At 36.5% G+C, this 16,006-nt stretch carries 14 protein-coding genes; 1 reads left to right on the forward strand and 13 read right to left on the reverse strand.

Annotated elements, in window-relative coordinates:
* Positions 1–262: 262 nt before the first annotated feature.
* Positions 263–472 (reverse strand): DUF5317 family protein, encoded by a 210-nt coding sequence (locus CIB29_RS09280; protein WP_094548988.1) that lies wholly within the window; start codon positions 470–472, stop codon positions 263–265.
* Between the two features lie 17 nt (positions 473–489).
* Positions 490–702, reverse strand: a complete 213-nt coding sequence (locus CIB29_RS09285; RefSeq protein ID WP_094548990.1) for a hypothetical protein — start codon at positions 700–702, stop codon at positions 490–492.
* 499 nt (positions 703–1,201) lie between these two features.
* Between CIB29_RS09285 and CIB29_RS09295 the strand changes: the two genes are divergently transcribed.
* Complete coding sequence (locus CIB29_RS09295) at positions 1,202–1,579, forward strand: L,D-transpeptidase (RefSeq protein ID WP_423241297.1); 378 nt, start codon at positions 1,202–1,204, stop codon at positions 1,577–1,579.
* Positions 1,580–1,938: 359 nt separating this feature from the next.
* Here the strand turns inward: CIB29_RS09295 and CIB29_RS09300 are convergent, their stop codons facing one another.
* The 11 genes from CIB29_RS09300 to garR form a co-directional block, all read right to left on the reverse strand.
* On the reverse strand, positions 1,939–2,862 hold the full coding sequence (locus tag CIB29_RS09300) for an AEC family transporter (RefSeq protein WP_094548992.1): 924 nt from the start codon (positions 2,860–2,862) through the stop codon (positions 1,939–1,941).
* Between the two features lie 121 nt (positions 2,863–2,983).
* A complete protein-coding gene (locus tag CIB29_RS09305; protein WP_094549201.1) occupies positions 2,984–4,486 on the reverse strand; it encodes a tripartite tricarboxylate transporter permease in 1,503 nt (500 codons plus the stop codon).
* Between the two features lie 21 nt (positions 4,487–4,507).
* A complete protein-coding gene (locus tag CIB29_RS09310; protein ID WP_157910263.1) occupies positions 4,508–4,993 on the reverse strand; it encodes a tripartite tricarboxylate transporter TctB family protein in 486 nt (161 codons plus the stop codon).
* A gap of 337 nt (positions 4,994–5,330) precedes the next feature.
* Positions 5,331–6,221, reverse strand: coding sequence for a 4-hydroxy-tetrahydrodipicolinate synthase (dapA, locus tag CIB29_RS09315; RefSeq protein WP_198543816.1), 891 nt, complete (start codon positions 6,219–6,221; stop codon positions 5,331–5,333).
* Between the two features lie 180 nt (positions 6,222–6,401).
* A complete protein-coding gene (locus CIB29_RS09320) occupies positions 6,402–7,673 on the reverse strand; it encodes a nickel pincer cofactor-dependent isomerase, group 22 (RefSeq protein WP_094548998.1) in 1,272 nt (423 codons plus the stop codon).
* 18 nt (positions 7,674–7,691) lie between these two features.
* Positions 7,692–8,657, reverse strand: a complete 966-nt coding sequence (locus CIB29_RS09325) for a hydroxyacid dehydrogenase (RefSeq protein ID WP_094549000.1) — start codon at positions 8,655–8,657, stop codon at positions 7,692–7,694.
* A 113-nt stretch (positions 8,658–8,770) separates the two neighbouring features.
* The gene (locus tag CIB29_RS09330; protein ID WP_094549002.1) at positions 8,771–9,535 is read right to left on the reverse strand and encodes an HpcH/HpaI aldolase family protein; all 765 of its coding nucleotides are present in this window, start codon (positions 9,533–9,535) and stop codon (positions 8,771–8,773) included.
* Between the two features lie 462 nt (positions 9,536–9,997).
* Positions 9,998–11,947, reverse strand: a complete 1,950-nt coding sequence (locus tag CIB29_RS09335) for a sigma 54-interacting transcriptional regulator (protein ID WP_094549004.1) — start codon at positions 11,945–11,947, stop codon at positions 9,998–10,000.
* Positions 11,948–12,133: 186 nt separating this feature from the next.
* Positions 12,134–13,228 carry a uroporphyrinogen decarboxylase/cobalamine-independent methonine synthase family protein gene (locus CIB29_RS09340; RefSeq protein WP_094549006.1) on the reverse strand — a complete coding sequence of 365 codons (1,095 nt, stop codon included), beginning with the start codon at positions 13,226–13,228 and terminating at the stop codon, positions 12,134–12,136.
* A gap of 109 nt (positions 13,229–13,337) precedes the next feature.
* The gene (locus tag CIB29_RS09345; RefSeq protein WP_094549008.1) at positions 13,338–14,414 is read right to left on the reverse strand and encodes a tripartite tricarboxylate transporter substrate binding protein; all 1,077 of its coding nucleotides are present in this window, start codon (positions 14,412–14,414) and stop codon (positions 13,338–13,340) included.
* 441 nt (positions 14,415–14,855) lie between these two features.
* A complete protein-coding gene (gene garR / locus CIB29_RS09350) occupies positions 14,856–15,752 on the reverse strand; it encodes a 2-hydroxy-3-oxopropionate reductase (protein ID WP_094549010.1) in 897 nt (298 codons plus the stop codon).
* Positions 15,753–16,006: the final 254 nt, after the last annotated feature.

The raw sequence follows: 16,006 nt of genomic DNA on the forward strand, positions 1-16,006 counted from the left end.
TGAAAATAGCTCGGAGTTTGGAGCTCGGAGTATGCGAGACACAATAGAACCGATTCGGATGGGTACCATCATATATGGAATGTTGCAGCCGGAAAATAGCCATGGAGGGCGATTTTAGGCTTATCCCGGCACGGATGCCGGTATAAGCCGACGGCAAGACATGGAATATATGATGGTACTCATCCGAGGGATGTATTTTCATCTTGTTCCACAATTGCGCATCTTTGTCCACAGATTTTTGTGCAAGCTATTTCCTTAAGAGTCAAAAAATGATATTTTTCTCTATCAACCTTCTGCTTAGCATTGCTTCCTGGATAAAAACAAAAACGCCAAAAGCAATAAATATATCACCAATGCTCAATACTTTAGGCAGCGGGTAAGGTTTAGGTATAGCGATAATATCAGCCAAAATGCTCAACCGCGTAGATGATGTTATTAAAGTGTGAGTAATAACCATTTGGCTCTTTAACATTTCCAATTTCTCAGGGTTTACTGCCTGGAGTGCCGTGGGTGAAACCGGTTAAAATAAACGGATACAAATTCAATAAAAGCAGCAATAATTAAAAGATACCATGCCCGCATATCTATTTTTTCAATGTTTTTAAATTTTCCATTCCTTAATTTAGCTACAGCTACTGAAGCTGCTACTGATTCTATAAGTATTTGTATCCTTTTTATTGCATTTTTTAAAAAATTGTTCATTTATATTTTGTTATAATGAATATTTATTTAAAATTCAATAATTTTTCTAAGCTTAGAATGCATTTTTAAAATTTGAAGTGTTATTCCAATAACAGGAATTCCGCTAAGAACCTGTAAATTTGTGCCTACAGGCTCTAAACTATTTTAAGAAATATTTGTTAAGATCGTCTAATAATAAGTTTACAGCTTTTACCCCACCAGCAGTGTTCCAGATATCATCTCTAACCTTGAAAACCTTGTTATTTTTAACAAGGATCCAACAATTTTTAAATCCCTTAAACTGCCCCACCCACACCTTTGATAAGACCGTTCTTATCCATAAATTTTATAAAATTTAGAACTAAAAACTGTTCCATACCAAATTTACTTCTAATATTAACACCATATATGAATAATTTACATAAGAGGTGACTTTAAAGTAAGAGATTTATTTTGAATTTAATCTCATCTGTCACTCTTATTGAATATTATGTACTAAAACATATTGGGAGGGAATAAAATGTATATATGTCCATATGCATATATGATGAACACATATATTACTGTAACTTATAGTATTACCATTAATACTTCTGCTCGGACATTAACCTTATACCGTAACGGAAGTGTATATAAAACTTACCCTGTTGCGGTGGGTAAACCTTCCACTCCTACCCCAAAAGGGACATTTACAATTCTAAACAAAGCCGTCAACCCCGGCGGACCTTTTGGAGCAAGGTGGATGGGTTTCACCAGGCGTGGTCATGGAATTCATGGTACAAACAACCCGGCGTCGATTGGTAAAGCAGTATCACACGGGTGTGTCAGAATGTATAATAAAGATGTAATTGAGCTCTACAATTTAGTTCCTATTGGAACTACTGTAAAGATCATATGATATCTCTTTTTCTTATAATTACATGTTCTTGAAAATTAGCTTTCCTTCAATTATTTTTTTATCAGATAAGAATTAATCATCTACCCATATAGTAATCTTGGGTGGCGATATAATTATGTAAAAATAAAATACCCTAAGAAAAAAAACTGTAGGAAGTTTATATAAACTAAAAATAAAACTTCCTACAGTCTCCAACTTTATTTGCCGTCTTTATTTTTTAGATGATTTCTATACCCATTCTTCAGAAAGAATTTCTCCTTGCAAACTCACAACAATTGCCTTAACAGGTACCTTAGTAAAAAGACATCCTGAAAGCCGGATGTCTTTTTATCTGCTGTTAAGAAATATACTCTCTTTGTCTAAATAACTAACAAAGCTATCAATGGAATAGTTATAATTGATAATAATGTGGAAATAAAAACACACTGGGCACCCAAATACGAATTACCATTATATTTCTCTGCCAATATTGAAGCACTGGCAGCCATTGGCATTGCAGTAATTATAACGGGAATACCGATCATCAGTGATTCAAAACCAAGTACCTTGAGCACTAATAAAACACACAACGGTAAAAAAACTAAACGAATAAAGCTTACCACATATACTTTATAATTAGAAAACATTTCAGAAAACTTTTCATTAGCAAGAATAAGTCCTACAATAATCATCCCGAGTGGCGTTATAGTCGAAGCGATCATGCTGATAGACATCGATATTGGCTTGGGAAAGTCCAATGAAAACAAAAACATGATGAGGCCAATCACTACTGCCACGATAGGCGGGTTTATGATACTTTTAAAATCTATTTTCACAGTATTTTCTTGTCCTCGCTGCATAATTACTACGCCTAAAGTATTGAATAAAAGTCTCAACAAAATAATAAATATGGATGTATAAAACATTCCTTCCTTACCGTATAAAGCGGATGTCACCGGAAAACCCATAAAGCTAAAATTCGAGAATAGAATTCCAAAATGATATACGTTTTCAGATAAACGGTCAACTTTTAGTAGTTTTACGGTGACTATTGAAACCACACCTGAAAATATCACTATACCCAGGCTTATCACTATAAGCCATATACCATCTATTAAAGTTTTGAAAGAAAATGGGTAATCCATTGAATAAATAATCATCGCTGGAAAAACAATATTAAATACAAAATTGGATAAATTTTTACTAAAAGAACTATCCACAAGATTTAACCTACGTACAGTAAAACCAACCATTAGCAAGATAAAAAGCACTAATATTTGATTAAATGTCGTCAAAAAGCTCATATGTCACACTCCCTTTACCTAAAATTATGCTGTTATTAAAAAAGTCAAGGCACGTTTAGTACCTTGACTAATATAAAAACATACTAGAGAATGATATTATCTATTATAAAGTTTAATCAATTTATGCCGCTGCGGCACTTTCTTTAGCTTTTTTAGCATTCTTCAGGTTGCTTCTTACTGACATTACTGCTGAGAACACAGCTATTGCTAAAAATGCTCCAGCAATCGGCTTAGTTAAAAACGGTAAGAAATCCCCGTTAGTGTACATTAAACCTCTACGCAAATTGGTTTCGGCAATTGGTCCTAATATGAAACCAAGAATAATCGGTGCTGATGGGTACTTGAATTTTTCTAATACGTAACCCAATATACCAAAGAATAAAATTGTCCATACGTCAAATACTCTGTTATTTAACCCAAAGGCACCTACAACACACAGAGCCAAAATAATTGGCAGTAGTATGTGTTTTGGTATACTGAGAAGTCTAACAAATAGTCTTAACCCGAAGAATTCCATAATCAACATAACTATATTGGCAACAATCAAAGCAGCAAATATACCGTACACGATATCCCCGCTATCCCGGAAAAGCAATGGGCCCGGAGTAATACCATGGATCATTAATCCTCCAAGAAGCATAGCAGTAACAGTATCCCCTGGTATACCTAATGTTAAAAGCGGAACAAGAGCTCCACCAATTGTAGCATTATTCGCAGCCTCTGACGCTACAATACCGTCTATAATACCTGTACCAAATTTTTCAGGATGCTTGGATTGATTCTTAGCAGCCAAGTATGCCAGAATATTTGAAGTACCTCCGCCAATACCCGGCAGTATACCTATACCTGTACCTATAATACTGGACCTTATGAAATTCAAAATTTGACTTTTAAATTCGGCCATGGTAAAGCCGAAACCTCTGATTGAATAATCTCTAATTTCATCTTTTTTGATATTAGCGCTATTTTCTGCAGTGTTTAGTATTTCAGAAATTGCAAATAGCCCTATTAAAGCTGGTAAAAGGTCGAAACCGGCATCTAATTCGCTAATTCCAAAAGTAAATCTTGGATAAGCATCAATTGGCGCAGTACCTATCAATGCTAAAGCCATACCAATCATTCCACTCGCCAAGCCCTTTGCCAGGGAATTACCCGCCAAGCTTGCAATCATTGTTAATGAGAATATAGCAATTGCAAAGTACTCAAACGGACCAAACTTTAAAGCAACTTCAGCTAACGGTGGTGCTATAAAGAATAAAATGAAAAAACTAAAAAGTCCACCCAGGAATGAGAAGAAAATACCTACTCCCAACGCCTTACCAGCTTCCCCTTTTGCAGCCATGGGATGACCATCAAAGCAAGTAGCAATAGACGAAGGTGTCCCCGGTATCTTTAATAGGATAGCTGAAATCAGACCACCTGAAACTCCACCAATATACAAACCAATCAACAGTGCCATACCATGTACTGGTTCCATTCCAAAAGTAATGGGTAGACACAAAGCTACAGCCATCGTTGCTGTTAAGCCAGGAATTGCTCCGAATATAATACCCACAGCAACACCAACGGCAATTAAAATTATTGCTTTAACAGTAAATATAGCACCAAAGCCGGCTATAAACATCTCTAACACGCAAATCCCTCCTTACCCTAAAATACCTGCTGGCAGCATTAATTGGAAACCGTATACAAATGTATAATAAATAACTGCTGATGCAGCAACTGCCACAGCTGCAAATAACGGAATCTTTCTCTCTGCCTTATTTGCAAGTACATAGAATTGAGCGAAGAGGTAAACAGCGGTCATAATTAAAAATCCAACTTTATCAAGTAAAGCTATATATAGTGCTATAAGAACAAATGTAGCAATAACTGAAATATGATTAATCTGCCCCTCTTCACCAGCGGTCTCTTTAGTGTTAGTTTGTTCCCCTGATTTAAGCTGCCTGATTGCACCTATAATAATAACTACACTGAGAATTGCAAGAAAAATACCGACAAGTTGAGGTACAAATGCTGCGCCTATTCTGGATACCGTAATCTTTTTTATACTAAATGAAGAGATAAAAATCACTGCAGCAACAACAAAAAGAAAGCTGCCCGAAATTATATCTCCGTATTTCTTAATCATACTCCTACCCCCCATTCACATATTTCTAAATAAAAAAACTGTCTTTTTCCCCGTTTATATATTTCCACAAACAGAATGAGAAAGTCCTTTACAATACAGCCTCCGATACCCCCTATTTTTCTGCTGTAGGATGTACCAGAGGCGTCATTCAATAATTTTTACAAACCTTATTGCTTCATTACTTGCTCTTTAAATTTCATAAATTGCTCTTTCATCTTAGCAAGATATTTAACTGAATCTTCAGGATTCATATAAGTTGGAGTTAATTGATATGCTTTAGCAATATCTTCCTCATACTCTTTATTTTCTTTTTTAATATATTTTGCAGATAAATCAATTACTTTAATAATCCCATTTGTATAAGTATCTTTTTCAATTGTTCTTTTTCTTCAGTGCTCATCGGCCCTACCGGGTCCATACACGGACCTGCTTCAATGCCGAGCAATTCTAATGCTTCTTTGATAACTGTCGGGAATGTCCCCAAAGTAAATCCAATTCTTAATGGAGCTAAGGTATATTGGGCTTCTAATGAACCTTTTATATCTCCTGCCATATATTTGTCGTAGATATCTGCACACAATCTTGGTGCTACGTTGGCACAAGCTGCGATAGAACCGGTTCCTCCGTAGCAAAGAGCAGCATGTATCAGTGTATCTCTTCCTGCTAATACGTGGAAGTTCTTTCCTCTTGTCAGCCTGATATATTCTCCTGTTAAAGTGAAATCTCCACTACTGTCTTTAATACCTACGATATTTTCAACGTCTGCAAGTTTTGCTGCTGTTGCTGCAGTGATAGTAACGCCTGTCTTTGGTACATTGTTATATAAAAGGATAGGCAGTTTAGTGTTTGCAGCAATTGTCTTATAGTGTGTGATTAACTGGTCCTGGCTTGGACTGATGAACATAGGTGTTAATACGGATACAGCGTCAACTCCAACTTCTTCAGCAATATTAACAAGTTTTACAACCTGCTTGGTAGTAATAGCTGCTGCACCTGCATAAACAGGAACTCTTCCCTTTGTTTCATCCACTGTTATTTCTAAAACTTCCCTGTGCTCTTCTGGAGTCAAGCCATAGAATTCTCCGGTAGTTCCTACTGCGAAAATACCGTGGATTCCTCCATCAATCAAATAATTCACTAACTTTCTTAATGCTTTTTCATTGATCTTACCTTCTTTGGTAAGCGGTGTAATCATTGCGGGCAATACGCCCTTTGGTACGAAGTTCATATTATAGTCCTCCTTAATTTTTATTTTTATAAATTAATAAAATCTAACACTTCTATCATTGCGGGCGAAGCGTAGCAATCTCCTTTATACTTGTTTTATGAGATCGCTGCCGCTTCTCGCCATGATAACAACGTGTCTCATAAAAAATCTATATTAAAACAGGTAAACCTGTTTAGTCTTTTAAAATAAGTTACCATTTTCATCAAATTCCATTGGCCTCGGTTCTTCCACAATTTCTATCAATGGATTAGCCCGTGCTTCATCAAGTAGATGTTCTGATATATACATGTCATCCACTTTCAAAGTGTTTTTAATCCTTATCATCCTGATTTTATCGTAATCCACATCTAAGCAGGTTTTAATTGCCGCTCTAATGGCCTGGATATCTGTGTTCATAACCATCGGTATTTTTACAGATGCGACCACCCTTGATGTAAGCGGGTTGGCATAGGTTTTTTCGAAGTCAATTTTGGCAAACATTCTTCTGGAGCAAATATCACCCAAACCCATACCATTTGCATTCCCATGGGTCTCTTCTGTAAGGTCCAATATAACAATCTTTTGCACTTTGGGTTCACAGGTGACTGCTGATGACGTATATCTGCCTACAACATTTGTGTCCATGCCGGTACCACTTATGTTTTTGCCTATCTCATCTACGATAAGAACATCGTATTTATTAAACGGGATCTGGGGCAGATAGCTTTTAGCTTCCTGCAGTAGAGCAGGTTCATCTTCCATTATTCTTTCCCGCGGTACAGCTACAATCTTACAGGTTTCGTCATAAGCATTTTCTAAAATTCCTACGCCAAAAATAATGTTTGACTTATCTATAGCCACTCGGGCAATATCCTCTATTCTTGCAGACATATTGGCTAGTCCTGTTGCATGACATATTTCTGCTCCTATTTGCTTGCCCAATCCAATAACAATCATCTTTGCAAGACCACTTTCATAGTTTCCTCTAAAGGAAGTATGCGGCTTTATGCGCCCTACTACTACCGTTGCGTCCGCCTCTGTAGCAGCGTACTTATCAAAGCATACCGGCAACCCGTTTTTTGTTGTTCCCAGTTGGACTACCTCCATTGTTGCACGGATAGGGGCTCCTACTGCCTCCTCAGTAATTCCAAGGCTGTGAAGAACTTCTACCTGTCCTTGAGCTGTTGCTCCGCCATGGCTTCCCATAGTAGGTATGATAAAAGGGTGTGCTCCCACTTCTTTTAAACTGCTGACTATTTCCCGTATAATAACTGCAATATTTGCAATTCCCCTGCTGCCTGCAGTTATAGCAACTCTATCACCTTTTTTTACCCTATCGAGTATACCTTCCTTTTTGAGCTGTTCTCTAACTACCGCTGGAATATCCTCCAAAACAGGTCTTGGAAACTTTTGTCTTATTCTTGCCATTTTAGGCAGTTGAATATCTCGAACAAGTTGCTCTAAAATACTCACGTAATTTCCCCTTTTCTCTTATCCCTTAATCACCGGGTTATTTACAGGCCAGCTAGGTTTTTTACCGCTGAGAACTTCGTCTATACCTATTGCTGCATGCAAGCCCATTCTGTCCATAGCTTCTTGTGTAAGTGCAGCGTTATGCGGTGTTAATATTACATTATGTAACTCAAAGAGCGGGTTATCTTTTGCAGGAGGTTCTTGTTCGAATACATCCAAGCCAGCTCCAGCGATTTTTTTTGTTTTTAGTGCTTCAATTAATTCAGCTTCATTTACAACTTCACCTCTAGCAGCATTGATTAAATATGCTGTAGGTTTCATAATTTCAAATTCTTTTTTGCCCACAATACCCTTTGTCTTTTCAGTTGCAGGCATATGCAAGCTAACAAAGTCAGCATTTTTGAATATATATTCCCAATCATTTATTAACTCTATTTCCGGAGCAACCTTATCTTGAGTTATGTATGGATCATATCCGATAACCTTCATACCAAGCCCTAAAGCAGCTTTTTTAGCTACCATAGTACCAATTCTTCCAAGTCCTACCAAACCTAAAATCTTTCCTTCTATATCCATACCTTTTAACTGATTTCTAATTTCAAAATTGCCATTTCTAAATTCTTTATCCACCCTTACCATATTTCTTGCACAAGCAATAATTAAGCCTATGGTATGCTCAGCAACAGAATTCGCGTTGGATAAAGGAGCATTAGTAACATAGATTCCTAATTCTTCAGCAGTTTTTACATCTATATTATCTACTCCAACACCGTGTCTTGCGATTACCTTCAATTTCTTGCCTGCTTTTAACACTTCTGCAGGAAATGGTGCAGTTCTTGCTAAAATTGCATCACAATCTTCTACATCTTTTTTAATTGCATCTACAGTTGCACCGGATCCCATTTTTATTTCATAACCTCTTTCGAGGAGATATTTTTTTCCTGCTTCTGTGATATCCTGTGGAATTAAAACTTTAAAAGCCATATTGAATTCCTCCTTATTTATAGCTCGAAGTTCGGAGAAAAAGTTTAAAAATATTACGAACTACGAACAATAATGATTATTATTTTGCTTATTTTATGATCTGTTCAGGCTTCTTACTTTTTAAGCTGGCTTAATCCTTCTCTTGCTGCATTCATTAACATTACAACATCGTTCGCCCACAGATTCAAAGTCATTCCTTTATTGATCCATGGTTCCAAAGCCGCAGCAGACATCATGTGAATACCTGAGAACTTATTTCTTTCCTTTGCAGCTGTAATAACCTTATCCACTGCTTCAATGAACATAGGATTATCTGTTTGTCCCATAATTCCCATGCTCTGAGATAAATCATTAGGTCCTATGAAAGCAGCATCTATACCTTCAATATCTAAGATCTTACCGACATTTTCAACGCCTTTAGGTGATTCAATCTGAACCATTAATATAGTTTCTTCATTGGCTTTTTTCATATATTCAACAGCACTTGGTATTTTTTCATAGCTGGTATGGGCTCTTAGCAAGGAAACTCCTCTGTTACCCATTGGGTAATATTTTGCATATTCTACTAAAGCTCGAGCCTGTTCAACAGTTTCAGTATTTGGAAGCAGTATACCGTCCGCCCCCATTTCCATATACTTTAATACAACTTCTCTTTTCACTTCAGGTATTCTAACTAACCCGGCAATACCTATTGCTCTTGCAATTCCAAACAGTCCTGCTACTTTACTGTAGTCCATATAACCATGTTCGCTGTCAACAATAAATAAGTCGAATCCGCACACTTTTAACATTTTTACAATATCCGGATTGTCAAATACTGTTACCATGGTTCCTATAATAGACTCACCTTTTTTTAATCTTTCTTTTACGTTATTCAATACTACTCCCCCTTTTCCTTATTATTAGAATATTTCAGTTATCTTTTTATTATGTTCACTTCCATTTATTCGTTGCACACTGTTACTTTTTAGTTAGAAGGAACATTTTTTTATTTTTGCACCTATATATACAAGCAATATCCATGCCAACTTTCAAAAGTCAGATAATTATTAAGGAAATCTCACCCCTGCATATATTATGAACTTACGTCAAATCCTTAATATTTATGGAATCGATAAATATATTCTCTTAGATAATAAAAAAATAACAGAATTAATTCTGTTATTTTTTTATTTTAGAGTCTTATTCATTTAGTAAAGACAAACGTTCAAAACGTTTCATCTAATGTTTCAACAATAAAATTACATTACATATATGAAACATGATTGAAAAATCTTTCACAAATTCACTCTGTGAACACTAATATAAATTATTCCCCATACTCTACGTATTACATCAAATCAAATAATATCTAACTCTTTCATACGCCTCCACAATGTTGTACGACTAATGCCCAGGCTTTCAGCTGCCTTAATTTTGTTATAACCTACACGTTCAAGTACAGCTTTTATCCTTTCTCTTTCAAACTTTTTCAATTCCTCTGTGTAATTGTATTTTATATTCATTGAATCAATAGCCTCTTCATCGTTAAAGGGGATTCTTAAATTACATCTGTCCGGCAAAACAGCCTCAACGTCTTTCTCGCTTATTATATTTCCTTGATTTAGCACTACTAATCTCTCACATATATTTCTTAACTCCCTTATATTGCCAGACCAATCATAATCTTGCAGCCTCTCCTTTGCCTTTTGAGTAATAGTTATATCTCCCTTTCTAAATTGCAAGCAATAATTTTTTATAAAATACTCTACAATAATAAGTATGTCTTCTCTCCTATCCCTAAGTGGCGGTAAATTAATTTTCAATATATCCAGCCTATAATACAAATCTTCCCTAAAGTCTCCTTTTTGAGCCAGAGTATATAAATCTTTATTGGTTGCTGAGATAATTCTTACATCTACGGGTATGACCCTATCGTGTCCAAGGCGCATAATCTCTTTTTCCTGTATTACTCTTAGCAGACGCCCTTGCAATTTTAATGAAATTTCAGAGATCTCATCCAAAAAGATAGTGCCCCTGTGCGCCAGTTCAAAAAGCCCCGGCTTTCCACCTTTTGCAGCGCCAGTGAACGCTCCCTCTACATATCCAAACAACTCACTCTCCAATAAATTTTCAGGAAGAGCCGCACAGTTAACGGCTACAAAGGGACCTCTTTTTCTAGGACTGTAATTATGAATACTTTGAGCAAAAAGCTCTTTCCCCGTTCCTGTTTCGCCAACTATCAAAATATTTGAATCGACCTGACTAAATCTTTTAGCCATTTTTATCACATCTTTAATTTTCTTACTTTCACCAATAATATCTTCAAAGGTGTGTTTCGCAACATGCCCACGGGTATATATCTTCTCCCTTATTTTCCCTTCCATCTCCTGAATCTTTGTAACATTCTGAAAAGTAAGAACAGTTCCCAGATTTTCCCCTTTTAATACGATAGGCACTTTATTTACTGCCAGTTGTATATCGTTATGCTTTATGATTTCATCAATGCATTCGTCTTTGGTATTTACCAAATCTGTCAGCTTCGATTTTGGTATTATCTCTTCAAATTTCTTACCAATTGCTTTCTGCGCATTAATGCCAAGGGTTTTTTCAGAGGAAGAATTAAAAACAGATATTGTATTTTTATTATCAACAGCAATAATACCTTCATAAGCATAGTCAAGAATAGTCTTAAAGCGCAGCGCTTTTTCCTGCTCTATCCTACTAATGTAAGCTACCCTTTTAGCCTCCGTGATTGCTTGCCATATAGACTCTTTACCGGTTTTGATCAGTATGGTATCTAATCCCAGCTTGATTGCATACTCACATGTTGGAATTCCTCCAATAATAACCTGAATACCTTGATTTACTGCGGCATTTACCAATCTTTTAACTTCTTCTCTATTGGACATAACAAAAGGCTTTATATCTAACCCAACAATATCGGACAGACTTTCAACTCCATATATCATATTTCTTGAACCAATGACAGCAACCGGTTTAGTCCCAAAACGCGTTTTACTCTCATGCAGACAGCGTATAAGATCATTACCTGCTACAGGTATCTCTACAACCGGTATATAGTAGTCTCTATTTCTCAGTTCATAAGCAGTAACGCCCCGCGCAACTACCACATCGGAATCTAGTTTTAGGCACCTTACTTCATCAGCCCCATAAGCAAGAATTACTTCCAACTCATATTGGTTTAGTTCATATTCAAGTTTATGAGGATATTCATTATGCTCTCTGAAAGTCTTTTCCGCCAGGTCGACGAAATCTGCATACGGAGCTACAATTGTTATCTTTATCATTAGACACCCCTCACAAAATTTAGCAGTAAAAGTGTAATATTATATTAAGCACCAAACTTAGAATCATTTTGGATATATAGTTATACGATTGTCCACATCAAACTTATACTACTAATGTTATATTATTGCAACATTTTTTTCAACTATTAAACAAGTAGTAGTAAATAATAGTAAAGCACAAGACGATTAATCGTCTTGTGCTTTACTATTATTTACTATATATTCCATCCAGAATTTTGCTTCATCAACTGTCTCGGTTAGTTGATACAAATGCAGTCCCCTATAAGACAAATTATTCAATGCCGTATCTATATCTTCTTTATCCATTATCCCCCGGATAATAAGCGGTTTACTTTCCTGTATCTTTTTTAATGCAGGTAACATCTCCTTGACCGACGGACCTCCTACATCCCGGTTTACTTCAATTGCCTTGAGTTCTTCTATCCCTAACCAATAATTCAGCAGGTGGAATGACGCGGGGTGCAGGTGTATGGTATTATATTTACAGGCCTTGCTTATTTGAACGTTAGAGCGGTGAATAAATTCCCTGTAGAGCTGCGGTGAGAATAGACACGAAATATCATCCTGAAACCACATACTTTTTTCTCGGGCCCATATATTATAAAAACCTATGGAATAGCCGCCATAAAAATCAGGCAGCATCTCTTCCTGTTTTTTAATAAATTTTATAAAGAAGTCTGTTGCCCTTTCTACAAATCTTTTTATGCTATCAGGATGGTCATATAGAGAATAGATCAGTTTTTCCTGTCCCATTACAGCCCCTATTAGATCAGATATACCCCTTAATATCGGCTGTCCCACGGGATATCTCCCTTTAGATGCTTTGATCAGCACTTCTAAAAATTCAAAATACTTCTGATACCACGGATTCGCTTCGCTTAAAACAATGTTATCAAGGTCATCTGCATCGTTTATATACTCTCTTGAGCGAAAACTTGCTTTAGAGCCGACTATTGGGCATCCAGCAATTCCTTCCAGCCAGGGTATACCGTTATAAGGTTCTGCTGTCCAAAATGAATCTTGCTCTACCTGCAAAGAAATTTCGTAGTTTTTTTCATAGCTCTCAATAAACTCTTCAACATTTAACATATCAGGAGTAACAGGCATATTTTCAACAAGAAGTTTACGTCCTGCTTCTAGCCGGCAAGCAACAAAAGGGCTTCCTATCTGAAATCCGACGGTTGGCCTTTCTGTCTGTTCTCTGTTCCAAAATTTATTAAATCTTTCTATTCTTTCTTTAATATTTTTAATTTCATTCATCTTTCTTCGACCCCCTATTGCAAAATTAATCCAAAAGCTTCTCTAAGAAATTAAAGTAGGGAAAACCCCTACTTTAATTTATATGCTATTCACTTGTTTCCACTAACCTTTATTTCTTTTCTTCTTTCTTTTCACTGTTTTTAACATCCATAATCTTGTCTTTAAATGTGTTGTAATAGTCTTCTTTTTCCTTAATGTACTTCATGGCATCGACAGGTGCCATATAGGTTGGCGTAACCAGGAATTTCTTAGCATCTGCCTTATATTCTTCATTGGTTGTTACCACTTTTTCTACTGCCTTACTGAACTTTTCTATAACTTCCTTTGGTGTTCCTTTAGGGAAGGAGTAGAAGAAGAACTTCGTGAATGCAATATCAATCCCCTGTTCCTTAAAGGTTGGTACATCAGGAATTAAAGGATTTCTTTCGTTAGAAAGAACACCCAATGCCCTAAACTTTCCTGCTGTAATATGATCTTTAACCAATCCATACTGAGTTCCAATGATATCAATTTGCTTTCCTAACAGTGCAGCTGTCTTTTGAGCAGCTGCACCAACATCGACTACGTTCAGTTGAACATCAGCAGCATCCTGAAATGCAAGCACCTGTAAGTGGGTGAAAGCTCCAACTTCTGTAGCGAACCTAATCTTTCCTGGATTTTTCTTCGCATCATCAATTAAATCTTTAAGGTTTTTGTATGGCGACTCGGCATTTACAACAAATACGTTAGTGTCATCCAATACAGCCACGCCGGCATTTTCAAAATCAGAGTAAGTGTAGTCTACAAGCCCTAGCAGCTTATTTAACAGCATGGAAGGATGGTAGAACAATACAGTGTAACCATCCGGGGCTGAATCCTTAACCTTTTTTGAACCGAGGGTTCCGCCTGCACCATTTACATTTACGATTACCACAGGCTGGCCTAATTCTTTTTCAAGGTATTTACCTAATGTTCTTGCGTTTAGGTCAGTATCTCCACCTGCTCCGGCCGGAACAACAACCTGGATAGGTTTGGTTGGGTATTTAACATCATCTTGCTTGGATTCTTCTTTTTTAGGCTCTTCTTTCTTTGCTTCTTGTGCTGCAGGCTCGGTTTCTTCCTGCTTCTTGGCGCATCCCACTGCAAACACAGAAGCTAACATTAGTACTGCTACTAATAACGCAGCTACTTTTAAAAACTTTTTCATCAAAACTCCTCCTTAAATATATTTATAAATTTTTCTTACGTCAATTATAAAAAGCAATATTTATGCCAAATTTGGAATTATTATACTATCATCAAGAAAATATTATTTTCGGACATTAGCAAGAAAGGTCTTTAAATACACTTGTTGCTGCTTAAACAGGTAATACAGCAGTTTCCCCTGCCTTTATTAAAAAGTTTCAGCACTACCCTACAATCTTTTTCATACAATCTTTTTTTATAACATAACGGCTTAGCTAAGTGTAAAAAGTTGTAAAGTTTAGTTGCATTTTTGAGACACCAACGTTTCACTTTCCAAATAATGAAACACACTTGTTTGTTGTTTATCAATCAATCCCTATGCTTTTGGCCAATTAAAAAATGCTGCTCCTGCCTTTACAGGAACAGCCTCTACCTGTTTTCTATTTATAATGAATGTATTCCATTAATTATTTTTCTTAACTTCCACTTGGGCTAATTTTTCATAAAACTGGATAACTCCCCCATGGTCGTCTTTTGCTTTTCCATCCACTTTGAGCGCCTGCATAATCTCCATGATCTGACTGGTTAAAGGTAAAGGCACACCAACCTCATGAGCCGTATCCAGGGCATTCATTAAGTCTTTGATATGTAGTTCAATTCTGAAGCCAGGATTAAAGTTTCTTTGTAAAACCAGAGGAACTTTTGCATCCAACACTGTACTGCCTGCCAGTCCGCCCCGAATAGCCTGGTATACCTTTTCAGGGTCAACTCCTGCCTTGGTGGCCAGAACCATTGCCTCGGACATGGCAGCAATATTTAATGCCACAATGATTTGATTTGCAAGCTTGGTAGTATTTCCGCTGCCAACATCCCCAACTCTAACTGCCGAGGCGCCCATAACCAATAAAATATCTTTCACCTGTTCAAAAGCGTCTTCGGGACCGCCTACCATGATGGATAATGTCCCGTCAATCGCTTTAGGTTCTCCTCCACTTACAGGGGCATCCAGCATAATCACTCCCTTTTGTGCAACTTTAGCTGCAATTTCCTGAGAAACCAGAGGAGCAATAGAACTCATATCTACTAATATTGTACCAGGCTTTGCACCCTCTAAAACTCCATTCTCACCCAATACAACCTGTTTAACATGAGGAGAGTTAGGTAACATAGTGATGATAATTTCACTTTTTTCTGCTACGTCTTTTGCGGATTCTCCCTGTTCAGCCCCGGCTGCTGCAACTTCTTTAACAGCTTCCATATTAATATCGTACACTCTTAGGGAATACCCTGCCTTCAATAAGTTCTTAGCCATCGGCTTTCCCATAATTCCCAGACCAATAAATCCTATTTTTTTGCTCATTAGCTTCGCCTCCATTTTATAAAAATGTAAAATGAGTACACAAAATCATATTATATATTTTATTCATTTTAATTAGCAATATCTATGCCAACTTTTTACGAATGGATAATAAATACCCTGTCCCTCACTATTTTATTAATGCTCAGGAATGATTAGCACATTAAAAATTGTTAAAAATACTGTATAATGTTCATTTCAAGCAAAAATCGTTTCTCATTGTTTCTAATATGAAACAATCAAAATTTGAATTGAAA

It is taken from the genome of Petroclostridium xylanilyticum (assembly GCF_002252565.1).
Classification (GTDB): domain Bacteria; phylum Bacillota; class Clostridia; order SK-Y3; family SK-Y3; genus Petroclostridium; species Petroclostridium xylanilyticum.

Bases quoted from the DNA above. Each gene is read 5' to 3' on its own strand.
- CIB29_RS09280 (WP_094548988.1), bottom strand. From the start codon at position 472: ATGTTAAAGAGCCAAATGGTTATTACTCACACTTTAATAACATCATCT.
- CIB29_RS09285 (WP_094548990.1), bottom strand. From the start codon at position 702: ATGAACAATTTTTTAAAAAATGCAATAAAAAGGATACAAATACTTATA.
- CIB29_RS09295 (WP_423241297.1), top strand. From the start codon at position 1,202: ATGTATATATGTCCATATGCATATATGATGAACACATATATTACTGTA.
- CIB29_RS09300 (WP_094548992.1), bottom strand. From the start codon at position 2,862: ATGAGCTTTTTGACGACATTTAATCAAATATTAGTGCTTTTTATCTTG.
- CIB29_RS09305 (WP_094549201.1), bottom strand. From the start codon at position 4,486: ATGTTTATAGCCGGCTTTGGTGCTATATTTACTGTTAAAGCAATAATT.
- CIB29_RS09310 (WP_157910263.1), bottom strand. From the start codon at position 4,993: ATGATTAAGAAATACGGAGATATAATTTCGGGCAGCTTTCTTTTTGTT.
- dapA (WP_198543816.1), bottom strand. From the start codon at position 6,221: ATGAACTTCGTACCAAAGGGCGTATTGCCCGCAATGATTACACCGCTT.
- CIB29_RS09325 (WP_094549000.1), bottom strand. From the start codon at position 8,657: ATGGCTTTTAAAGTTTTAATTCCACAGGATATCACAGAAGCAGGAAAA.
- CIB29_RS09335 (WP_094549004.1), bottom strand. From the start codon at position 11,947: ATGATAAAGATAACAATTGTAGCTCCGTATGCAGATTTCGTCGACCTG.
- CIB29_RS09340 (WP_094549006.1), bottom strand. From the start codon at position 13,228: ATGAATGAAATTAAAAATATTAAAGAAAGAATAGAAAGATTTAATAAA.
- CIB29_RS09345 (WP_094549008.1), bottom strand. From the start codon at position 14,414: ATGAAAAAGTTTTTAAAAGTAGCTGCGTTATTAGTAGCAGTACTAATG.
- garR (WP_094549010.1), bottom strand. From the start codon at position 15,752: ATGAGCAAAAAAATAGGATTTATTGGTCTGGGAATTATGGGAAAGCCG.